The sequence below is a fragment of the Tenacibaculum sp. TC6 genome (assembly GCF_050606265.1).
Taxonomy (GTDB): Bacteria; Bacteroidota; Bacteroidia; order Flavobacteriales; family Flavobacteriaceae; genus Polaribacter.
In genome coordinates this window covers 62,853-84,117 of sequence record NZ_JBOCUK010000007.1, presented here as the reverse complement: position 1 = coordinate 84,117, position 21,265 = coordinate 62,853, and the positions used below count along the sequence as shown (strand labels likewise).

Sequence of the window (21,265 nt, the reverse complement as noted above, 5' to 3'; positions counted from 1 at the left end):
TATATACAAAACAATTATGTTATATTTTAAAATGATAGATATAATTTATATTAAACTCATGCAAATCTATTCTACAAACATTTATATTTAAAATTACATCTAAAGCAAGAACGTAAACAAGTATTTAACTATCAATTAAATACACAGTTTCAGGTATAAAAAAGGAGAGGATTACAAAGTAAAAATACTTGTAATCCTCTCGCACAGCTAATTACCAAAAATGAAAAAATTTACTATTTCTTTTGAGCTAAAAATTCATGAAAAAGCAGGTAATCTTCTAAAGAAATTTTTCCCCCGAAAATTTTAATAGAGATTTCTATTACCCTTTTAGCTTCTTCCTCATTAAAACCCAAAGCGATTGCGTATTTATAAATAGATTGTTCTTCTAACTCATCTATTTCGTGGTCTGCGTATATTACTTGAAACAATTCAAATAAATATTCAAGTCTTTCTTGCTTAAAAGCTACACTAGGAAGCGGGTACTGATCTAAATGCGCTAATACCTCTTCTGCTTGCTCTTTTCCTATGCTTAACTTTTTAGCAAACTTGTTTAATATTTCTTGTTCAGTTTCATTAATTTCTCCATCTACATGAGCTATTTTAGCTAAAACTGCAAAGTGGAGCATATTTCGTGTTTGACCACCTGATTTAAATAAATCTGAAAATGACATTTTTATTATATGTTCATTATTTATACATCTTATCTTAGTTCCAACCGCCACCTAAAGCACGGTATAACTCAACTCTGGCAATCATTTGTTCTTTTTTAATTTCTATTAACTTAATTTTAGATTCCAATGCATCACGTTGTGTTAGCAACACTTCCATATAATCTGCTCTGGCTGATTGAAAAAGTTTATTAGAAATTTCTATTGATTGTGTTAAGGCCTCTACTTGCTTATTTTTAAGTTCGTAGTTATTTTTAAGATTTTGAAGTTTTGATAATCCGTTTACCACTTCAATATAAGCTTTCAAGATAGTTTTTTCATATTCAAAAACTGTTTGAAGCTGTTTTGCATTAGCACTGCTATAAGCTGCTTTAATAGCATTTCTATTGATTAACGGACCAACAACATCTCCTGCTAATCTGTAAAAAACAGACTCGGGAGCCGACGTTAAAAATTGAGGTTTAAATGATTCAAAACCGGCACCTGCTTTAATACCAAATGACGGATAAAAATTAGCTCTGGCTACTTTTACATTTAATTTTGAAGCTTCTAACTCAAACTCTACCTGTCTAATGTCTGGACGATTTGATAATAATTGAGAAGGAATTCCAGTCATCACTGTATCTACTTTTTTATCTAAAAAGTCCTCTGAATTTCTAACGATTTGTTTAGGTTGTCTACCCAATAAAAAATTCAATTTATTTTCAGCTTCAACAATTTGCTGTTTTATTTCATATTTTTCGCTTCGGTTTTTTAACACCTCTGCTTCAAATCTTTTAACCGCTAAATTAGTTGCTCTTGCCGCTTGCTTTTGAAGTTTAACAATTTCTAAAGCTGAATTTTGAATTTTCAAGTTCTGCTTAATAATAGTTAACTTATTATCTAAAGCAATCAGCTCATAATACGTATCTGCTATTTCTGTAACTAAATTGGTAACCATAAAATTTCTACCTTCTACAGAAGCTAAATACTCCATTACCGCTGCTTTTTTAGAATTTCGCAACTTTTTCCAAACGTCTAACTCCCATGAAGCTGAAACACCTACTGAGTAATTTGACAAAGGATCAGGAAACTTATTTTCATCAATAGATAATTGCTCTTCAACAGAACCATTTCGAGTGTATTTACCTACTTTTTCAACATCTGCACCAGCTTGAAAATTAACAAACGGAAGGTATTCTCCTTTCCTTGCTTTTATTTCATTTTTAGCTATAGCTATTTGTTGAAGTGTAATATTTAACTCTTGGTTATTTGCTAATGCTTCTTGAATTAAACTATTTAATTTTTCATCAGAAAAAAACTGTTTCCATTTTACTTTTGCGCTGTTAATTGTATCTGTAACTGCACTATTATAACTCTCCGGAACGTTTTTATCAGCCTCTCTTACTTTTAAAGTGGGTACACAAGAGTAATAGGTAACTAATAGTAATAAGGAGATTGATATGCGTATTTTTTTAATTGTAAACATGTCTTTGTATTAATCTTTCTTATTTCTAGATATAAATTTGGCAAGGGCTTCTTTTAGCATTTTTAATTGCATTTTTGTCTTGCTCATTTCTTCTGAAGATCTCATGAATTCTTCTGAAACCGGTTCTCTGGTTTGGTCTTTAATCAATCCTTTACCATCTGCCATTTTTCCAAAAATGAAATATAAGCCCGGAATTATTAGAACTCCCATAAATGTACCTATTAGCATTCCTCCTAATGCAGATCCACCAATAGTTTTGTTTCCAACTGCTCCGGCTCCTGTAGCTATTACTAAAGGTATTAACCCGGCAATAAAAGCAAATGACGTCATTAAAATAGGGCGGAATCTCATTTTAGCTCCTTCAATGGCAGCTTCTAAAATTGAAACACCTTCCCTTCGTCTTTGCACAGCAAACTCTACGATTAATACCGCGTTTTTACCCAAGAGTCCTACCAGCATAATTAATCCGATTTGAGCATATACATCGTTTGCCAGTCCCATCATTTTAAGTAATAAGAAAGAACCGAAAATTCCTACAGGTAATGATAATATTACAGCCATAGGTAACCAGAAACTTTCGTATTGTGCAGCTAAAACTAAATACACAAATATTAATACTACAGCAAAAATGTAAAGCGATTCATTTCCTCTACTGGCTTCATCGTATGAAAGACCCTCCCAAGCAACATCATAACCACGAGGTAGTGTTTGTTTAGCTACTTCTTGAATAGCTTTGATAGCATCACCACTGGTGTATCCGGGTGCAGGAAGCCCTCTGATTGCAGCTGAGTTATATAAGTTATAACGTGTAATCTCGTTAGGTCCTAATCGTTTTTCCAATTTCATAAAAGCTGAATACGGAACCATTTCATCACGATCATTCTTTACAAAAAGCTTTTCTAAATCTGAAGGTAATCTTCTATATTCCGGAGCAGCCTGTGTATATACTTTAAAAAATCTTCCAAATCTGATAAATCCTTGTTCATATGTACTACCTATTAATATGTTTAGGTTTTCCATAGCTTTTCCTATAGAAACTCCTTTTTGCATGGCTGCTTTGTTATTAATAACCAGCTCATATTGCGGATAATTAGCTGCATAGAAAGTAAATAAACCTGTAAGTTCTTTTCTTTCACGCAATGCATCCATAAACTTGTTATTAATTTTTTCAAAATCATGATAATCAGTACCATTTGTTTTATCTAACAAACGCATTGAAAATCCTCCCGATGATCCAAAACCAGGAACTGCGGGGGGCTCAAAATACTCGATAACGGCTCCTAAATCTTTGGTTTCTTCTTCCAGTTTTTCCATGATTTCGTGAACCGACATTTCTCTTTGTGACCATGGTTTAAGGTTTATTAAGCAAGTACCTGCGTTAGAACCACGTCCTTCAGTCATGATTTCATAACCAGCTAAAGATGATACAGATTCTACACCCTCCATTTCCTCACAAATTTTTTGCAGGTTTCTTGCAACTTCATTGGTACGCTCTAAGGTAGCACCGGGAGGTGTTTGAATAATGGCATAGATAGTTCCTTGATCTTCACTAGGAATAAATCCTGCCGGTAGTGATTGGTTTGTAAAAAAGATTCCTACACAGAATGCTATTAAAATTCCAAAAGTAACCACTCTTCTGTGTACTATCAATTTTAAGAGATTGATATACCTTCCTGTAAGCTTTTCAAACTTACTATTAAACCAATCAATAAAACGATTAACGGGAGACTTCTTTCTTTTTTCACCATGATTATTTTTTAATATCATGGCACATAATACTGGTGTAAGCGTTAAAGCTACTACTGCAGAAATCATAATAGAACCTGCCATGGTAATAGAGAACTGTCTGTAAAATACCCCAACTGGTCCTGTCATAAAAGAAATAGGGATAAATACTGATACCATAACTAACGTAATGGCTATAATAGCTCCTCCAATTTCGCCAATTACTTTTTTAACTGCTTGGTACGGATTGAGGTGTTCTTCTTCCATTTTAGCATGAACTGCTTCTACCACCACAATGGCATCATCAACCACAATACCAATAGCCAATACTAAGGCAAACAGCGTTATTAAGTTGATAGACAATCCAAACAACTGCATGATAAAAAAGGCTCCGATTAAAGATACAGGAACCGCAATAATTGGAATTAAAGTAGATCTTAAATCTCCTAAAAACAAGAATACTACAATAGCTACTAAAACAAATGCATCACGTAATGTATGAATTACTTGTTCTATAGAAGCATCTAAAAAGTTAGAAACATCATAACTTATTTTATAGTCAATTCCCGGAGGAAGATCTTCTTCTAGTTCTTTTAATTTATCTTTTACCAGATCAATTACTTCACTTGCATTACTTCCAAAAGTTTGTTTTAAAACAATAGAGGCAGATGGCTTACCATCAAGATTAGAATAAATATCAAAAAATTCACTTCCTAACTCTACATCAGCAATATCTTGAAGCTTTAAAATTTCTCCTTCTTGATTTGCTTTAATAATGATATTTTTATACTGATCTGCTTCATTGTACCTACCTTCATAGGTTAATACATATTCTAACGATTGGGCTTCTTTTCCTGAACTTCTACCTAATCTACCCGGTCTGGCAATAATACTCTGATCTTGCATTGCTTCTAACACTTCTTCTGCAGAAACATTGTAAGCTCGCATTCTGTCTGGTTTTAACCAAACTCTCATTGCATATTTTCTACTTCCTAATATTTGGGCTCTTGCAATACCTTTTATTCTTTGTAATTCAGGAATTACTTTGGTATATGCATAATTATACAAGAATTTTTCATCGTTGTCTTTCGTGTTACTGTATAAGTTTACATACATTAACATACTTGGCTGCACAGGTGTTATAATAACCCCTTCTCTTTGCACTAAAGGAGGTAGTAAAGGCATTACCTGATCTACACGTGTTTTAACACGTACTACGGCCTGGTTAGGATCTGTTCCGGGTTCAAATACAATACGTAAAGTTCCTTCACCGGCACTTGTTGCATCTGATGCTATATAACGCATTCCTTGTACACCGTTAATTGAGGTTTCTAAAGGAATTAGAGTTGATTTTACCAGTACATCTGCACTGGCTCCGGGATAAGCTATAAAAATATTAACTGTAGTTGGCGCTATTTGCGGAAATTGTGAAATGGATAATTTGTTAATAGAAAGTAACCCAATAAACACAATAACAACCGATATAACTATAGCTAAAACCGGACGTTTTATAAATTTACTAAACATAATTCAAGGATTAAAAGGTTAACACTATTCAGCGTATAATTCTAAGTTTGAAATAGCTTTTTCAGATTCTAAAAAATCGTAGGCTATTTCTTCTCCGTCCTTTACTTTCCTAATTCCTTCCAGTAAAATTTTATCGGTTTTTGATAGTCCTTTATCAACTACAAATAAGTGAGGTAACTCTGCTCCTACACTAATTTCTTTTTGATGTACAACATTATTATCATCAACCACAAATACGTATCTTTTATCAAGTACTTCAAATGTGGCTTTTTGTGGTATAATAAGGGCATCTTTTAAAGGTATTTTCATTAAAATACTACCTGTTTCACCATGTCTTAAAACACCTTCCGGGTTTGGAAATGTTGCTCTAAAAGCTATATTTCCTGTTTCATTGTTAAATTCACCTTCAATGGTTTCAACTATACCGTTATGCTTGAATGCTCTGTTATTGGCCATTAAAAGCTGTACTTCTTGTTTTTCTTTTTTGTTGATGTTAGATATGTAGTCTAAATATTCAGCTTCCGGTACATTAAAATACACCCACATTTTACTGTTATCAGATAGTGTTGTTAATAATTCTCCTTCATCTAACAAACTTCCTTCTCTAACAAGTAAGCGGTTCATTACTCCTGAAAACGGTGCATTAATTTTGGTAAATCTTAAATGAGTATTTGCTATAGATACTTCAGCCTCAGCTTTATCATATTTTGCTTTTGACATAGCCAACTCGTTAGGAGAGACAACCTCACTATCCGCTAATAATTTGGTGTTTTTGTATTCTATAGATGCTATTTCAGCTTCTGCTTTAGCTTTATTTACTTCTGCTTCATATACATTAGGCATTATTTTAAACATAGGTTGACCTTTTTGTACATGTTGACCTTCATCTACGGATACTTGTTGTAAATACCCTTTTTCTAAAGCTCTAAGTTCAATATGTCGTATTGAATGAATTTGACATACGTAATCTTTAGTAATAATTGTATCTTTTTTTACCGGGCTGGTTACAAGGTGTTTTATAGTTTCTTTAGTTTCTTTTTTATGGTGGTTACAGCTAGTTAAAATTAAGCAAGCAACCATGAACAACATACATTGTTTCATTATGATTGTTTTTAATATTATTATTAAAATTATGTGTAATAAAAACACAGGAAATAACGTATCAAAGTAACTGAGTACTTGATATTTTTTAAAGTAAGATAAAGCAGCTTATAAAATGATGGCTGCTTTTAAAACAATCATAATCTAAAAACCTCGTTTTTAAGGTAGATAGGAACGGGAGACACATAAATATTTACGTCTACTGAAGCGTAATTATTTGTATACTCAAGTGGTAGTAAAAAAAAGTAGTATTCTTGTAATGTAGATATTAGAAGTTTTCTGTGCTTATCAGATTCTAAAACTTCTTCTTCATTAACTTCAAAAGACAACTCCTGATCATCACTAATCTGAGTTGTTATATGTTTATAATGTATTTGTTTTGATAAAGCCGTTAATGTACTTTCTACATTGGCTTGAATGCTTGCTGTTGAAGTTGTATGTACGGCAGGCGTATTTCCTAAAAAAAGAAATCCGAAAAATAATAGGGATATTGTTAGTAATACAGTATTTCTGCCTCTTCTAAACATACATGCAAAGTTAGCTTTACCTCATTTTTAAAAACAAAGATTGAAGTATAAATTTTTGTTAAAAATACAACAGTTATCTAAACTTAAAAGCTATGTTTTTATTCGTACCAAAGGTGGGACTCGAACCCACACACTATTGCTAGCATCGGATTTTGAATCCGACGTGTCTACCAATTCCACCACTTTGGCTTTTAATTGAGACTGCAAATCTATAAAATATTTTAGTTAATTCGCTAAAATAGTTTTAATCTCTCAAAATAGTTTTATTTTTGCCCTTATATAACAACACTAACTAAAAAATATACTTCAGTAAATGCTTGCAAATCAATTAAGTCCTAAGGTTTTTGCTTGTTCACAAAGTACAGAATTAGCAGAAGAAATTGCTAAAAAATTTGGAACTGAGCTAGGTAACGTAAAAATATTACGTTTTAGTGACGGAGAATTTCAACCCGCTTTTGAAGAATCAGTAAGAGGAAGACGTATTTTTATCGTCGGTTCAACATTTCCTAATGCTGATAATTTAATGGAAATGTTATTAATGTTAGATGCAGCTAAACGTGCATCTGCAAGACACATTACAGCTGTAATGCCATACTTTGGGTGGGCCAGACAAGATAGAAAAGATAAACCAAGAGTAGCTATTGGAGCAAAATTAGTTGCTAAATTATTAGAAGAAGCAGGAGCTACCAGAATTATGACCATGGATTTACATGCTGATCAAATTCAAGGATTCTTTGAAAAACCTGTTGATCATTTATTTGCTTCATCTATCTTTTTACCTTACATAGAAGCTTTAAAATTAGACAACCTAACAATGGCTTCTCCAGACATGGGAGGATCTAAAAGAGCATATGCGTATTCTAAGTACTTAGAAAGTGATGTAGTAATATGTTATAAGCAACGTAAAAAAGCCAATGTGATATCACACATGGAATTAATTGGCGATGTTAGTGGTAAAAATGTAATTTTGGTTGACGATATGATTGATACCGGAGGTACATTAACTAAAGCTGCTGATTTAATGATGGAAAGAGGGGCTTTAAGTGTTAGAGCTATTTGTACACATCCTATACTTTCCGGCGATGCTTATGAGCGAATTGAAAACTCAAAATTAACTGAGTTAATTGTTTCAGACACAATTCCTTTAAAAAAGCAGATATCTAAAATAAAAGTTGTATCTTGCGCCACTTTATTCGCAGACGTAATGCACAAAGTGCAAGACAACACGTCTATTAGCGATGAATTTTTAATGTAAATTTTAATTAATATAAAGTAATGAAATCAATTACAATCAAAGGATCTCAAAGAGAAAGCGTGGGTAAATCGGCAACGAAAGCCTTACGTAATGCTGGAAAGGTGCCTTGCGTATTATACGGAGGAGACAAGCCTGTACATTTTTCAGCAGATGAAAAAGCGTTTAAATCGTTAGTGTACACTCCTAATGTATATACTGCAATGATTGAACTTGACGGTCAAACTTACAATGCTGTATTACAAGACATTCAGTTTCACCCGGTAAGTGATAAAATTTTACACATCGATTTCTATCAGTTATTTGAAGATAAACCAGTAACTATGGAAATTCCTGTAAAATTAGTGGGTAATTCTAAAGGGGTAATGATTGGTGGTGCTTTACGTCACAACGTACGTAAATTAAAAGTAAAAGCTTTACCAGCTGACTTACCTGATTTTATTGAAGCTGATATTACTGAGTTAGAAATTGGTAACAAATTATACATTACCAAATTAACTAATGATAGTTATACTTTCTTACACCCAGACAACACAGTAATTGCACAAGTTCGTATGTCTCGTAACGCAGCTAAAGCAGCAGCAGCTAAAGAAGACGGTAAAAAGAAAAAATAATAAATTTTTATTTTTCACAAGAAGCGCTACTTTTGGTAGCGCTTTTTTAGTTTTAAACCATGTGTGTTTTTACATTTTTTAAAAAACTTTTTAGTACTAATAATACAATAGAAACAACTTCCATGAAAAAATTTTTAATTGTTGGACTTGGAAACATCGGTGAAAAATATCACAATACACGTCATAATATCGGTTTCAGAATTGTTGATGCCTTTGTAAAAGAACATAATGGCAGCTTTGAAACTGAAAAGTTAGGTGATGTTGCTTCCTTAAAAATAAAAGGTAAATCAGTTTTTGTTCTAAAACCTAATACGTATATGAATTTAAGTGGAAAAGCTGTTGTTTACTGGATGAAAAAAGAAAATATAACCGTAGAGAACTTACTGGTTATTACAGACGATTTAAACATTGATTTTGGAAAGGTTCGTATTAAAGGTAAAGGAAGTTCCGGAGGTCATAACGGATTAAAAGATATTCAAGATAAATTTAATTCAGGAGCTTATCCTCGTTTTCGTTTCGGTGTAGGTGCTGAGTTTTCAAAAGGGCGTCAAGTAGATTATGTATTAGGTGAATGGACCCAAGAAGAAGAAAGCGCTATGATTGAACGTATTCCGTTTAGTGTTAACGCTGTTACTTCCTTCATCACTGCCGGATTAGCCAATACTATGAATGAGTTTAATGGAAAATAAAAAACCATTAATAAAGCCTATCGGTTCATTAATGGTTTTTAATATCATACTTCATGTAAATTAATTATCCGAAGCATACCATTCAGCAAAACTTGTTTCTGTTTCCTGAAGTCTTAACGAATGTAGCTTTATATTATCGGGTAAATGTTTCATAATTTTATGGGCAAAATCGATAATCATCATTTCACTGGTTGGTTGATACTCAACCAAAATAACATGATGCCCTCTATCTTTCAGTTCTTTTGCTAACTCTATATGAGGTGTATTTTTGTTAAATACAGTGGCATGATCAAATACATCAACAATTTCTTGTTTTACAATTTTTTTAAGATCCCCAAAGTCAATAACCATTCCGTACTTAACATTCGATGTATCTGTAATTGGTTTTCCTATTACGGTAACCGAAAGCTTGTAACTATGCCCGTGTACATTTTTACATTTTCCGTCATAGCCATACAGTGCATGACCTGTTTCAAAACTAAACTGCTTAGTAATTCTAATCTTGCTCATAAAATCTTATCTGTTTAAAGAAAAAGCCATCTTTTAAAAGATTACTTTACTTACGGCCTTATTTTCTTCTAAATTTCTTGTTTGCTCTGTATTTATTAAAAAAATATACAGCTGCTACTGCTAAGGCAAGTATTAAAAAGAAATGATTTCCTCCCATGGTATTATACGTGTTTTTTATACAACGAATGTACGAATTTGTTTTGCCTTTCTTTTATTTTACTTTTTAAATTTAGCCAGTGCTTTTTTTGTAAAATCAGAAAGTACCAGTTTTCCGGAAGTTTCAGCTCTTTCAATTAAAAGGGCGTCCCAATGCTCGGTACCTAACCACAATGCTTTTTTCATTTCATATAAAGCTTCCGGGTTATACGATGCCAATTTTTCAGTAAATATTTCTATTTCTTTATCTAGTTCTTCTATGTTTTCAAAAACTCTGGCATATAAGCCCTTTTCTTTAGCCCAGTAAGCACTTTTCCAACTGGTGGCATCTAATGTTAGTTCTGCCAAACCACTAACTCCAACCTTACGTTTAACAGCCGGAGCAATTACAAACGGACCAATACCAATTGTAAATTCCGACAATTTTATAGCTGCTTGTTCTGTTGCTAATACATAATCACATGCTGCTGCTAAACCTACTCCACCGCCTACGGTTTTACCTTGTACTCGTCCTATAATTAATTTAGAACATTTACGCATTGCATTAATTACATTGGCAAAACCTGAAAAGAATTTTTTTCCTTCTTCAAAAGCATCAATAGCTATTAACTCATCAAAAGATGCTCCTGCACAAAATGCTTTTTCTTTTTCAGATTTTAACACAATAATTGCTACCTCATCATTAGTTGACAAGATATGAAATTCGTTAGCTAATCTTTCTAATAATTCACTTGGAAAAGAATTACTTGCCGGATGTCCGAATTCAATAGTTGCTATTTTATTTTCAATCTTAGTATATAGGCTTCCGTTAGGTCGTGTTGTTCCCATTTCTTATAAAATTTTTATCAAAAATACGGATTTTAAACGGTTTTAGTTTTCCTTAGAAAGGGGTATAAATTTATTTCTGAAAATAAAAATAAGAGGAATACTACGTGCTATTATCCAACCATAAAATGCTATCCATATAGCATACAGTTTATAATCAAAATAGTCAAAAATCAACAGGATAGGAATAAATACAAAAGTGGTTGCTAAGAGTAGAATGTTTCGCAAGTAATGGGTTGCTCCCAAACCTTTAAACATGCCGTCATAAATAAATGCAACGGAGCAAATGGGTTGCATCAATAAAATAATCCAAAAACTTTGATAAAATGGCTCTAAAACCTCTCTTTCTTGTGTAAATATTCGTCCTATAAAGTCATAAAATACAAAACCTATTAAAGATAAAGCAGCACCAAAAATTAGCCCGTAAATAATTAGCTTTCTTCCTAATTCTAATAGTGTTTTGTAGGCTTTGGCTCCTAAAAGTTTACCGGATAAAATATTTCCTGCACTTGAGTAGCCATCAATCATAAAAGCTCCCATTAACCATAGGTTTAAACCAATGGTATAAGCGGCTATGTATTCTTTTCCGTAGGCTGTAGCATACGAGGTACCAAAATACAGAGCTATATTAAGTGCAATAGTTCTAATAAAAAGGTTTACAACCATAGCCATAAATTTGGCTATTTCTTTATGAAAGGGTAACGTAAATTGTAGTTTAACCGGTGTTTTTGTTAATAGTAAATATACGGCCATAATAGCCATTACTAATTGAGCGATAACACTGGCATAAGCTGCACCCTGAATATTCATAGGAGCAATAAATCCTTCTACCCCATATACTAAAATAATATCTAAAACAATATTGATAAGAGTACCGGCTATGGCTATCACCATTGGATAAAATGTGTTTTGTAACCCTCTAAAAACACCAAAAACAGCAATTACCAATAAGGTTAAAGGAAAACCAAATACTCTGATTTTATAATATTCAATGGAAAAATCTAAAATGGTTCCTGAGGCATTGTAAAATTGAAAAATTTCTTTAGCAAACGGATAGCTAATTCCTAAGATTAAAAAACTAAGTGCTAACACCAAGGCTATAGCCTGTGCCGGTAATTCTTTAATTTCATCTAATTTATCAGCTCCTAAATATTGAGATACTATGGAAGAAATAGCACTTCGTGTTTGCCCAAATACCCAAATAAGCATGGATAAAAAAGCACCTACTACTCCTATGGCTGCAATACTTTCTGTAGCATTGGTATTTATATTACCTACTATGGCTAAATCTGTAGTAGATAGTAACGGCTCTGCTACTCCTGCTATTAACGCCGGAATGGCTAATTTATTGATTCGTTTAAAGCTGATATCTTGATTCATACTATAATCAAAAGTAGTAATTATCACTGTTGTTTTTGTAGTTTTGATGATAATGATTTTTGATACCTAAATAATAGGATATGATAGATTTAATTGGGTGTATTTCTGAGCTTATTTTAGAAGTTCAGCAACGTTCATTTCTTAATAAAAAAAGAAAAATACGTGCTTATGAAAAAGAGCATAACCTGCCTAAAAAAAGAATGATTTCTCCTTATACAAGGGTAATTATACTAGCTGTAAGTAGTGTTTTATTTATGAGTTTTGCTTTTCATTTTATACACAAATCAACCTCAAAAAATAAGGATTCAGAAAAAATAAAGTTAATTTCAACTTTACTGGAAAAAGAAAAATCTGTTTCCGGTCAATATCCGGAAAAATTGGAGGGAATTATCAGAAATAATCCTTTATATAAAAACTTAACCACCAATAATTGGGGTGCTCCTTTTTATTACAAAAAGATTAATAATGATCGTTTTTTATTGATTTCTTTGGGTAAAGATGGTGTTTTACACACTAAAGATGATGTAAAATAGAATTTAGCACATGACAAAAATTTTCTTAGTATTACTAATGGTGTCACGTCGAGCGCAGTCGAGACCCGAAACCGTGCTGACGTGATCAGGATGTCTCGTCCTAAAAAAGTTTACATATTTATATTTAATCCTAAAATAGAATTATTTTTTCATTAGCATTCGCTTAATTTCATTCAATTTCATTAAGGCTTCAATAGGTGTTAGGGTATCTATATTGGTATCTAATATTTCTTCTCTTAAATCTTCTAATAACGGGTCATCTAATTGAAAAAAGCTTAATTGCATTTCTTCATTTTGTACATTTTTAAGTGTATCTTTTACTTCTTTGTGTGAATGATTTTCTTCTAACTGTTTTAGAATTTTGTTTGCCCTGTTAATAACCATACCGGGCATTCCGGCAAGCTTGGCTACATGTATTCCAAAACTGTGATTACTTCCTCCTGAGACTAATTTTCTTAAAAATATAATACTATCTTCTAATTCTTTAATAGATACATTAAAGTTTTTAATACGTTCAAAAGTAGTAGTCATTTCATTCAATTCATGGTAATGTGTAGCAAATAATGTTTTTGCTTTGGTTGGGTGTTCATGCAAATATTCTGCTATGGCCCATGCTATTGAAATACCATCATAAGTAGAGGTTCCTCTTCCTATTTCATCTAATAATACTAAGCTTCTTTCTGATATATTATTTAAAATAGAAGCCGTTTCATTCATTTCTACCATAAAGGTAGATTCTCCCATAGAAATATTATCACTGGCACCTACTCTGGTAAATATTTTATCTACCATACCAATTCTGGCATTTTGTGCTGGTACGTAACTTCCTATTTGAGCTAACAGCACAATTAAAGCTGTTTGACGTAATATGGCTGATTTACCGGACATATTAGGACCGGTAATCATAATAATTTGTTGTTGTTCTCTGTTTAAAACTACGTCATTAGCAATGTATTCTTCACTAATTGGCAGTTGTTTTTCAATCACCGGGTGTCGACCGTTTTTTATTTCTATATCTGTTGATTTATCAACAACTGGTCGTACATAATTATTTTCAACAGCTAACGTGGCAAATGAAAGTAAACAATCGAGCTGTGCAATTAGCTGTGCATTTTGTTGTACTGGTTGTACATACTGTATAATATAGTTGACTAACTCAGCAAAAATTTCTGTTTCTATTTGCTGTATTTTATCTTCAGCTCCTAAAATTTTGGTTTCATACTCTTTAAGCTCTTCCGTAATATAACGTTCAGCATTAACCAGCGTTTGTTTTCTAATCCAATTTTCAGGTACTTTATTTTTATGAGTATTTCTAACTTCAATGTAATAACCAAAAACATTGTTAAAAGCAATTTTTAAACTAGGTATTCCGGTTCGTTCACTTTCCCTGGCTACTATATTATCTAAGTATTCTTTTCCTGAGTTTGCAATGTTTCGTAACTCATCCAGTTCTTCAGAAACTCCGTTAGCAATTGCATTTCCTTTGTTAATATTTACCGGGGCATCTTCATAAACCGTTGTTGTAATCTTTTCAATAAGTTCTTTACAATCGTTTAATCGATTTCCTATTAATTTTACAGAGGCATTTTTACTAGTTAAAGAGGCTTCTTTAATTGGTAAAATAGCTTTTAATGAGTTTTTAAGTAATACTACTTCACGAGGCGATACTTTTCCGGTAGCTACTTTTGATATTAAGCGTTCAATATCTGAAATTTGTTTTAGCTGATAGGTTACTGTAGCTAAAAAATCATCATTATCTATTAAAAATTTTACTAACTCATGACGTTGTTTTATGGCGTCTAAATCTTTAAGTGGTAATGCTAACCAACGTTTTAACAATCTACCTCCCATAGGAGAAATTGTTTTATCGATAACATTTAATAGAGAAACTGAATTGACAGAATTTCCTCCGTACAATTCCAAGTTACGAATGGTAAATCGATCCATCCAAACATAGTTATCTTCAGCTATTCTGCTAATAGATTGTATGTGCTCTATTTTATTATGTTGAGTTTCGGACAGGTAATACATAGCCGCACCACCGGCAACAATACCTTGTTCTAATTCTTCAACCCCAAAGCCTTTTAAGTTAGCTACCTTAAAATGATTAATAAGTGTTTCAAAACCATAATCTTTCTGAAATACCCAATCTTCTAGGTAAAAAGTATGAAATTGGTTTGTGAATAATTCTAAAAAACGTTGCTTAAATTGTTTTTGAACCAATACTTCACTAGGTGAAAAATTTTGTAGCAGTTTATCTATATACTCTTCATTTCCTTGAGCTATTAAAAACTCTCCGGTAGAAACGTCTAAAAATGAAATTCCTACTTGTTTTTTTCCAAAATGAACTGCCGCTAAAAAGTTATTGGATTTAGATTGTAAAATATCATCATTCAAAGCTACTCCCGGTGTAACCAGCTCAGTTACTCCACGTTTCACTATTGTTTTAGTCATTTTCGGATCTTCTAACTGATCACAAATAGCCACTCGTAATCCGGCTTTTACCAATTTAGGTAAATAGGTGTTTAATGAGTGATGCGGAAAACCTGCCAAAGCGGTTTCACTCTCACTTCCGTTACCTCTTTTGGTTAAAATAATTCCTAATATTTCTGAAGCTTTTATAGCATCATTACCAAAAGTTTCATAAAAATCACCTACCCTGAATAATAACATGGCATCCGGGTATTTAGCTTTAATACCGTTATACTGTTGCATTAATGGTGTTACCTTTTTTGCCTTTGTTTTTGCCAAGTTTATGGATTTTTTCAGTTAGTTTTGCGAAGATAGAAAAAAGTGACTAGTTGTTGGTTTTTAGGAACTGCTTTTATGTTAAAACCAACTCTTTTTAATCAAAAAAAGAAGTAAATGAGGAAACTTAAAAATAGTGAGTTAGGTAGGTTAAGTGTAGAAGAATTTAAGCAAACTTCAAAAACTCCAATAATTGTTATTCTAGATAATATTAGAAGTTTAAATAATATTGGTTCTGTTTTTAGAACTTCTGATGCTTTTTTGATTGAAAAAATTTATTTGTGCGGTATTACGGCAACGCCTCCTAACAAAGAAATTCATAAAACTGCTTTGGGTTCAACTGAATCGGTTGACTGGGAGTATGCTGAAAATACTCTTCAACTGGTTGAACAATTAAAAAATGAAGGAACTATTGTAGCTAGCATTGAACAGGCTGAAAATAGTACCATGTTGAATGATTTTACGCCTAAAAACGGACAAAAATATGCCATAATTTTTGGGAATGAAGTAAAAGGTGTTCAGCAAGCTGTGGTTTCAGCTTCAGATTTGTGTATTGAAATTCCTCAATTAGGAACCAAACATTCGTTAAATATTTCTGTAAGTTGTGGTGTGGTTTTATGGGATTTGTTTTCAAAAATCAATTTTAGGCATTTGTTGTTGCCATAAATCATAGTAATTTCCTTTAGAATTATATAATTCCTTGTGGTTTCCTTTCTCTAAAACCTTTCCTCTTTGTAAAACTACTATTTCATCAGCATTTATAACTGTACTTAATCGGTGGGCAATAATAACAATAGTCTTATTCTCTTTACGCAATCTTTCAACAGCTTTTTGAATATAATTTTCTGAAGCAGAGTCTAAAGAAGAAGTAGCTTCATCTAGAACCAAAACCTCCGGTTTTTTATACAAGGCTCTGGCAATTGCAATCCGCTGTTTTTGCCCACCTGAAAGAGAAGCTCCGTTTTCTCCTAAATAGGTATTGAAGCCATTAGGGAGTTCTTCTATGAATTGTAAGATTCCAATGGAGTTGCATATTTCAATGATTAAATCCATATCGGGATTAAAATCACCCACTGCAATGTTGTCGATAACATTTCCTGAAAATAAATCAATTTGCTGTGGTACCACACTTACCATACTTCTTAAGCTTTCGTTTTGAATATATTTAACATCAATCTTTCCAATTTTTATTTGTCCTTTTTGGATTGGATATAAATTTTGTAGTAATGATATTAAAGTAGATTTTCCAGAGCCGCTTTCACCTACAATGGCTGTTATTTGTCCTTTTTTCAAGGTTAAATTAAAATCGTTAAAAACTTGTACTCGACTTCCATAACGAAATGCAACATTTTCTAACTTAATATCTCCAATTTTATCTTTGGTCAACTTCATTTTTCGCTCATTCTCTTCTCTTTCCAAATCCATGATTTCGAACAGTCTGTCTGCGGCTATTAGAGCATTTTGAATCTGTTTATTAGCACCAATTAAACTTGCCACCGGATTAGTAAAATACCCGATAATTGCATAAAAAGACATTAATTCACCTGCTGTAATTTGTCTGTCGATTACGAAATAAGAACCACTCCATAGTAAAACCACCGTAAAAACTTGGGCAATTAACTTAGTTGAAGTTCCGGAGAAAATGGAATTCAAAGCCGATTTATATCCTATTTGTAATAGATTAATAAAACGAGTTTCTGTTTTAATGTTGGCAAAGTCTTCTAAGCCGAAACGTTTTATGGTTCCTACGGAATTTAGAGATTCGACTAACTGACTTTCAAGGTCAGCAGAAGATTCCATGATTTTTCGCTCTGTTTTTTTGTTTAGTTTATTGATAGCAAAGTATACTAAAAAGTAAAAAGGAACTACAGTAAGCATAATAAAAGCTAGCTTCCAATAATACATAAACATTAATCCAAAAGAGAAAAATAGAATTAAAACGTTTACGGTTAATGTCAACGAAACTTCATTTATAAAAGTTCTGATTTTAACAGCATCATTAATTCTGGAAATAATTTCTCCAACACGCATAGTGTCAAAAAATTGTTGTGGGAGTTTTAATAAATGCTTATAATAACCTAAAATTAGGCGAGCATCAATTTGTTGTCCTGTTTTGATTAAAAAAATATCTTTAAAGACACCAATGATAATCTGTAAGGCTATTAGCACTAGCATAATAACACTTAGTAAATTTAATAGTTTAGTATTAGCTCCAACTAGTACGTAATCCGTAATTTTTTGAATATAAATGGAAGTGGAAAAACCTAAAAGTGTGTAAATAATAGCTCCAATAAAAGCTTGAAGAATAACCGATTTATGTGGCTTTAATAAGAACTAAAAACGCTTTAGAACGGATACTTTTTCGTTTCGCGGAGCAAAATCTTCTTGTGGCAATAATAAAACCAAAACACCAGTCCACTCCTTTAAAAACTCGTCATGTGTTTTCTTGTGAAATTTACCATCACCTGGATCCATAATTTTTATATATTCCTTGGTAACTTCATAAATAACAACATAGTGTTGTAGTTTTTCTTTGACAATTATATGAGCTATAGCAGGTTTTGGAATTTTAAATAAACTATCTTGTTCCCCTCGAACTCCCTTCGCTTGAAATCCTAATTTTTCGGCAGCTTCGATAAGACCAAGTACGTTAGTTCCTTTTTTGTCTGTGCTTGCATATTGTCGAATACGAGCAATGGGTAATTGTAATTTATAATGAGCAGCTATAGAAGCCAAACATGCAGCGCCACAGTCAGTAATATCGTGTTGTTTTATGGTAATTTTAGCCATTCCTTTTTCTAAATGTTTTTTGCAAATTAATTGATGTAGACTGCAATTCTTTTGCAACGAACAGAAAAATAAACTAAATGTTAGGAGTGTATTGAGACCTCGTTTTTTTAAAACTTGTGCTATTTGATTATTACAAATTATATTTTGATGGTATTACCTTGAATTTATTTTAAAATCTGATATAAAATCCATTGTGGAAAGTAATGCTGAAAATAGATTCAGTATAGTTAAAATGTTATTATGATAAATCGTAGAGAAACAATAACTGATTTGAAATCAACTTAAAGTTTTAATCAAGCCTTTAAACGTAATGGCTTATTATAAGAATTTTAACAATTAAAAAAAAAACAGTAAACTCTTTTTTAACTTGCTAGAATTTTCCCAATTTCCTCTCCCTTTTCAAAGGCAATAATTATTAGTAAAAGTAGAATAGCCAAACCAATTACTAAAAAGTAATACTTATTATTTTTTTTCATATTTCAAAAATTTAGGACAAGGGTGTTATCAATTTACACTCTCTTTTATATCTAAATTTTGATGTAGTGAGTTTTTATCCTTTTCGCAATAGTGTCGATTACACTTTTTGTTAACTTTATTTTTATCGTTCTTATCTGTTCTACCATCTGAATAACCTACATAAATTGAAATAAGTATCAATATAGCGAACACTTGTAATATATCTTTCTTCATTTTTGTTTTTTTATTAGGTTACAAACCTAATAATTTATTTAAAGTTGTTAAGCTGAAATTCGAAAAAAATATTATTAAATTTTTTGTTATTATTTAAATATCAACTTAACAACTTTAATTAACTATATTAGCAAGTGCATTCAGAGTTTTTATCTCTTCGTCCGTCTGAATAGTCTAAAGAGACTGATAATGTAATTCTACCGATTATTACAGGAAATAAACCTCCATTTATGTTTTTCGATTTTTTCTCTGATAATTCTTCTACACCAAACGATTTTAAATTCATCTTTTTTTGTTTTTTAAATTCTACCTAATACATAACCTATCTGATAAAAAGGCCATAATAGGACACCCAAAACTTGATTGTAGTTATCATCGCCATTACCTCCTTCAATATTCATAATTTCTTTAGATTCTAATTCCTGAACCCCAAAATTTTCTAAATTTTTCATTTTTAAAAATTTTTTAATTAAACTTTTTCTTTTTGATACGATTTTATTTATTCCATGCAAGAATTGTAAAAAATCAGTATCGACATCAAGTCCAAATTATGTGCACCTATTTATGATTTGATAATGCAAACATAATCGTGTTCACTGCAATTAACTTGCAAGGTTCATATTTGTTGGTAAAAAGTAGCTTCCTCCAAAAATTTGAGTAACTTCATTTCCTGTTAACACACTAACCGAAATAGATACTTTAAAGTCAAAATCGTTACAATAATGATAAGTTTTTCTACTTCGACTATAACAAATATTTGCATTGTAATCTTTCAGTTGTTCCAGAAGTAAATGCACTGAACGTTCACTGATATTTAATAGAGAAGCGAGTTCTTTCGGTGTTCCAGTTTTTTCCTGTTGAATTAGGTTATGTACTTGCTGTAAGCGTTCTAGGTTTTTTAAATTTTTCATGGTAATTTTATGTTTTATCTTTTGATAAGCCTATTTTCTATTGTGGCGTTTGAGCGATATTGGGGTTTAGCCAATCATCCACTTTGTCGTATAATAAATCAAATAATGAGCGTTTGGCTATATCAAATCGAGCCTGAACGGTCATTCCTTTTTTAAAATATCCCCTGAATCCATTTTTTAAACTAAGGTAATCCTTATCTAATGAGCAAAGTACACGGAATACAGGTTGTTTGTCAATCCATTGTATATCGTTCCCAATTTCTTTAATAGTTCCAGTAGCTAATCCCCACTGATTATAATTAAATGAAGAAACTTGAAAACTAACCTTATTTTCTTTTTTTAATAAACCAATAGTTTCAGGAGAAACGTAGCATTCGGCTATAATTTCCGTGTTTGGAGAAATTTCCGTTAGTTTTGTACCCGCTGGAACAAAAGCCTCTTGTTCGTATTTTAAGCTAACAAGCTTGGGTACTCTATTTAAGATGCTTAATTGTTTTAAGTCTAGAATAAATTATTTTTGCTCAATAATCTGTGTTTCAATATTCGCCTTTTCCTGAATGTTTGTTTTATTACTTAACACCAACAATGTATCTCCTTTTTTAACAAGAGCGTTATTATTCAAATTTTTATATATAATTTCTCTACTCGTTAAGTTTTGAACCCATATTCGATCACTTTCAGACCGAAGCATTCCTTGCGATGTTTCAGAAACCGTGATTTTAATGAAAGTAAGAGAAATAAGTCCTATTAACAGACTCATTAAGATGATAGTATAAATAATACTCGTTTTTCTGCTGTGTTTAAATTGGTGTACTTCTACTGTGTTTTCGATAATTTCTTTTGGAAATAGTTGTTTTAGCATATTTTTTTAGTTTTGGAATTTTCTTTTTTAGAGAAACACCCCTTTACCTTAATTTTTTTGTATTTTAATGAGAATAACTTATAAACAAACATAGTAAATCTGACTATGAGTGTTTGTTATTTTTTAGTATAAAGAGGTATATTTTCTAGTAATCTTTTTCGGTGTAAACATACAACAAAACTATCAAAAAACCTATGCCTTTTAGAAGATCTAGGTTTTTTGATAAAAATGTCTCATCATGAAAAATAGTATAACACTAAGCTTTAAGTGTAATGAAAACACAGCCAAA

General features: G+C 31.8%; 21 protein-coding genes and 1 tRNA gene. 5 read left to right on the top strand and 17 right to left on the bottom strand.

Annotated elements, in window-relative coordinates:
- Window positions 1-233: 233 nt before the first annotated feature.
- The 6 genes from ACQY1Q_RS05885 to ACQY1Q_RS05860 form a co-directional block, all read right to left on the bottom strand.
- Complete coding sequence (locus ACQY1Q_RS05885) at window positions 234-671, bottom strand: TerB family tellurite resistance protein (protein WP_431004361.1); 438 nt, start codon at window positions 669-671, stop codon at window positions 234-236.
- Between the two features lie 34 nt (window positions 672-705).
- Window positions 706-2,136: a TolC family protein gene (locus ACQY1Q_RS05880; protein ID WP_431004360.1), complete on the bottom strand. Its 1,431-nt coding sequence runs from the start codon at window positions 2,134-2,136 to the stop codon at window positions 706-708.
- 9 nt (window positions 2,137-2,145) lie between these two features.
- Window positions 2,146-5,388: an efflux RND transporter permease subunit gene (locus tag ACQY1Q_RS05875; RefSeq protein ID WP_431004359.1), complete on the bottom strand. Its 3,243-nt coding sequence runs from the start codon at window positions 5,386-5,388 to the stop codon at window positions 2,146-2,148.
- A 24-nt stretch (window positions 5,389-5,412) separates the two neighbouring features.
- On the bottom strand, window positions 5,413-6,489 hold the full coding sequence (locus tag ACQY1Q_RS05870; protein WP_431004358.1) for an efflux RND transporter periplasmic adaptor subunit: 1,077 nt from the start codon (window positions 6,487-6,489) through the stop codon (window positions 5,413-5,415).
- Window positions 6,490-6,626: 137 nt separating this feature from the next.
- A complete protein-coding gene (locus ACQY1Q_RS05865) occupies window positions 6,627-7,016 on the bottom strand; it encodes a hypothetical protein (RefSeq protein ID WP_431004357.1) in 390 nt (129 codons plus the stop codon).
- Between the two features lie 105 nt (window positions 7,017-7,121).
- A tRNA-Leu gene (locus ACQY1Q_RS05860) sits at window positions 7,122-7,205 on the bottom strand.
- A gap of 124 nt (window positions 7,206-7,329) precedes the next feature.
- Here ACQY1Q_RS05860 and ACQY1Q_RS05855 point away from each other — a divergent pair.
- The 3 genes from ACQY1Q_RS05855 to pth all read left to right on the top strand — a co-directional run bounded on the left by ACQY1Q_RS05855 (window position 7,330) and on the right by pth (window position 9,571).
- The gene (locus ACQY1Q_RS05855; protein WP_431004356.1) at window positions 7,330-8,271 is read left to right on the top strand and encodes a ribose-phosphate pyrophosphokinase; all 942 of its coding nucleotides are present in this window, start codon (window positions 7,330-7,332) and stop codon (window positions 8,269-8,271) included.
- Window positions 8,272-8,291: 20 nt separating this feature from the next.
- Window positions 8,292-8,882, top strand: coding sequence for a 50S ribosomal protein L25/general stress protein Ctc (locus ACQY1Q_RS05850; RefSeq protein WP_431004355.1), 591 nt, complete (start codon window positions 8,292-8,294; stop codon window positions 8,880-8,882).
- Window positions 8,883-9,004: 122 nt separating this feature from the next.
- A complete protein-coding gene (gene pth / locus ACQY1Q_RS05845; protein ID WP_431004354.1) occupies window positions 9,005-9,571 on the top strand; it encodes an aminoacyl-tRNA hydrolase in 567 nt (188 codons plus the stop codon).
- 60 nt (window positions 9,572-9,631) lie between these two features.
- On the opposite strand, the gene ACQY1Q_RS05840 is transcribed toward pth, so the two are convergent.
- From ACQY1Q_RS05840 to ACQY1Q_RS05830, 3 genes are all read right to left on the bottom strand, one after another.
- Window positions 9,632-10,081: a 6-pyruvoyl trahydropterin synthase family protein gene (locus ACQY1Q_RS05840; protein WP_431004353.1), complete on the bottom strand. Its 450-nt coding sequence runs from the start codon at window positions 10,079-10,081 to the stop codon at window positions 9,632-9,634.
- Between the two features lie 216 nt (window positions 10,082-10,297).
- A complete protein-coding gene (locus tag ACQY1Q_RS05835) occupies window positions 10,298-11,065 on the bottom strand; it encodes an enoyl-CoA hydratase/isomerase family protein (RefSeq protein WP_431004352.1) in 768 nt (255 codons plus the stop codon).
- A gap of 42 nt (window positions 11,066-11,107) precedes the next feature.
- Window positions 11,108-12,442, bottom strand: a complete 1,335-nt coding sequence (locus ACQY1Q_RS05830; protein ID WP_431004351.1) for an MATE family efflux transporter — start codon at window positions 12,440-12,442, stop codon at window positions 11,108-11,110.
- A gap of 80 nt (window positions 12,443-12,522) precedes the next feature.
- Between ACQY1Q_RS05830 and ACQY1Q_RS05825 the strand changes: the two genes are divergently transcribed.
- On the top strand, window positions 12,523-12,975 hold the full coding sequence (locus ACQY1Q_RS05825; RefSeq protein ID WP_431004350.1) for a hypothetical protein: 453 nt from the start codon (window positions 12,523-12,525) through the stop codon (window positions 12,973-12,975).
- 141 nt (window positions 12,976-13,116) lie between these two features.
- On the opposite strand, the gene mutS is transcribed toward ACQY1Q_RS05825, so the two are convergent.
- Window positions 13,117-15,726 (bottom strand): DNA mismatch repair protein MutS, encoded by a 2,610-nt coding sequence (mutS, locus tag ACQY1Q_RS05820; RefSeq protein WP_431004349.1) that lies wholly within the window; start codon window positions 15,724-15,726, stop codon window positions 13,117-13,119.
- Window positions 15,727-15,840: 114 nt separating this feature from the next.
- On the opposite strand from mutS, the gene ACQY1Q_RS05815 reads away from it, so the two are divergent.
- Window positions 15,841-16,389: an RNA methyltransferase gene (locus ACQY1Q_RS05815; RefSeq protein WP_431004348.1), complete on the top strand. Its 549-nt coding sequence runs from the start codon at window positions 15,841-15,843 to the stop codon at window positions 16,387-16,389.
- Here ACQY1Q_RS05815 and ACQY1Q_RS05810 read toward each other — a convergent pair.
- From ACQY1Q_RS05810 to ACQY1Q_RS05780, 7 genes are all read right to left on the bottom strand, one after another.
- Window positions 16,354-18,015, bottom strand: a complete 1,662-nt coding sequence (locus ACQY1Q_RS05810) for a peptidase domain-containing ABC transporter (RefSeq protein WP_431004434.1) — start codon at window positions 18,013-18,015, stop codon at window positions 16,354-16,356. The genes ACQY1Q_RS05815 and ACQY1Q_RS05810 overlap by 36 nt on opposite strands.
- Window positions 18,016-18,057: 42 nt before the next feature.
- Entirely contained in the window at window positions 18,058-18,513 is a 456-nt protein-coding gene (locus ACQY1Q_RS05805; RefSeq protein WP_431004347.1) for a cysteine peptidase family C39 domain-containing protein, read from the bottom strand.
- A gap of 817 nt (window positions 18,514-19,330) precedes the next feature.
- Window positions 19,331-19,489 (bottom strand): hypothetical protein, encoded by a 159-nt coding sequence (locus ACQY1Q_RS05800; RefSeq protein WP_431004346.1) that lies wholly within the window; start codon window positions 19,487-19,489, stop codon window positions 19,331-19,333.
- 13 nt (window positions 19,490-19,502) lie between these two features.
- On the bottom strand, window positions 19,503-19,655 hold the full coding sequence (locus tag ACQY1Q_RS05795) for a hypothetical protein (protein WP_431004345.1): 153 nt from the start codon (window positions 19,653-19,655) through the stop codon (window positions 19,503-19,505).
- 150 nt (window positions 19,656-19,805) lie between these two features.
- Window positions 19,806-20,114, bottom strand: a complete 309-nt coding sequence (locus ACQY1Q_RS05790) for an HTH domain-containing protein (RefSeq protein ID WP_431004344.1) — start codon at window positions 20,112-20,114, stop codon at window positions 19,806-19,808.
- Window positions 20,115-20,151: 37 nt separating this feature from the next.
- Complete coding sequence (locus ACQY1Q_RS05785; protein WP_431004433.1) at window positions 20,152-20,598, bottom strand: HlyD family secretion protein; 447 nt, start codon at window positions 20,596-20,598, stop codon at window positions 20,152-20,154.
- Window positions 20,599-20,625: 27 nt separating this feature from the next.
- A complete protein-coding gene (locus ACQY1Q_RS05780) occupies window positions 20,626-20,976 on the bottom strand; it encodes a hypothetical protein (RefSeq protein WP_431004343.1) in 351 nt (116 codons plus the stop codon).
- Window positions 20,977-21,265: the final 289 nt, after the last annotated feature.

Bases quoted from the DNA above. Each gene is read 5' to 3' on its own strand.
- ACQY1Q_RS05885 (WP_431004361.1), bottom strand. From the start codon at position 671: ATGTCATTTTCAGATTTATTTAAATCAGGTGGTCAAACACGAAATATG.
- ACQY1Q_RS05825 (WP_431004350.1), top strand. From the start codon at position 12,523: ATGATAGATTTAATTGGGTGTATTTCTGAGCTTATTTTAGAAGTTCAG.
- ACQY1Q_RS05780 (WP_431004343.1), bottom strand. From the start codon at position 20,976: ATGCTAAAACAACTATTTCCAAAAGAAATTATCGAAAACACAGTAGAA.
- ACQY1Q_RS05855 (WP_431004356.1), top strand. From the start codon at position 7,330: ATGCTTGCAAATCAATTAAGTCCTAAGGTTTTTGCTTGTTCACAAAGT.
- ACQY1Q_RS05875 (WP_431004359.1), bottom strand. From the start codon at position 5,388: ATGTTTAGTAAATTTATAAAACGTCCGGTTTTAGCTATAGTTATATCG.
- ACQY1Q_RS05850 (WP_431004355.1), top strand. From the start codon at position 8,292: ATGAAATCAATTACAATCAAAGGATCTCAAAGAGAAAGCGTGGGTAAA.
- ACQY1Q_RS05815 (WP_431004348.1), top strand. From the start codon at position 15,841: ATGAGGAAACTTAAAAATAGTGAGTTAGGTAGGTTAAGTGTAGAAGAA.
- ACQY1Q_RS05795 (WP_431004345.1), bottom strand. From the start codon at position 19,655: ATGAAAAATTTAGAAAATTTTGGGGTTCAGGAATTAGAATCTAAAGAA.
- ACQY1Q_RS05800 (WP_431004346.1), bottom strand. From the start codon at position 19,489: ATGAATTTAAAATCGTTTGGTGTAGAAGAATTATCAGAGAAAAAATCG.
- ACQY1Q_RS05805 (WP_431004347.1), bottom strand. From the start codon at position 18,513: ATGGCTAAAATTACCATAAAACAACACGATATTACTGACTGTGGCGCT.
- ACQY1Q_RS05830 (WP_431004351.1), bottom strand. From the start codon at position 12,442: ATGAATCAAGATATCAGCTTTAAACGAATCAATAAATTAGCCATTCCG.
- ACQY1Q_RS05880 (WP_431004360.1), bottom strand. From the start codon at position 2,136: ATGTTTACAATTAAAAAAATACGCATATCAATCTCCTTATTACTATTA.
- ACQY1Q_RS05835 (WP_431004352.1), bottom strand. From the start codon at position 11,065: ATGGGAACAACACGACCTAACGGAAGCCTATATACTAAGATTGAAAAT.
- ACQY1Q_RS05790 (WP_431004344.1), bottom strand. From the start codon at position 20,114: ATGAAAAATTTAAAAAACCTAGAACGCTTACAGCAAGTACATAACCTA.
- pth (WP_431004354.1), top strand. From the start codon at position 9,005: ATGAAAAAATTTTTAATTGTTGGACTTGGAAACATCGGTGAAAAATAT.
- ACQY1Q_RS05840 (WP_431004353.1), bottom strand. From the start codon at position 10,081: ATGAGCAAGATTAGAATTACTAAGCAGTTTAGTTTTGAAACAGGTCAT.
- ACQY1Q_RS05870 (WP_431004358.1), bottom strand. From the start codon at position 6,489: ATGAAACAATGTATGTTGTTCATGGTTGCTTGCTTAATTTTAACTAGC.
- ACQY1Q_RS05865 (WP_431004357.1), bottom strand. From the start codon at position 7,016: ATGTTTAGAAGAGGCAGAAATACTGTATTACTAACAATATCCCTATTA.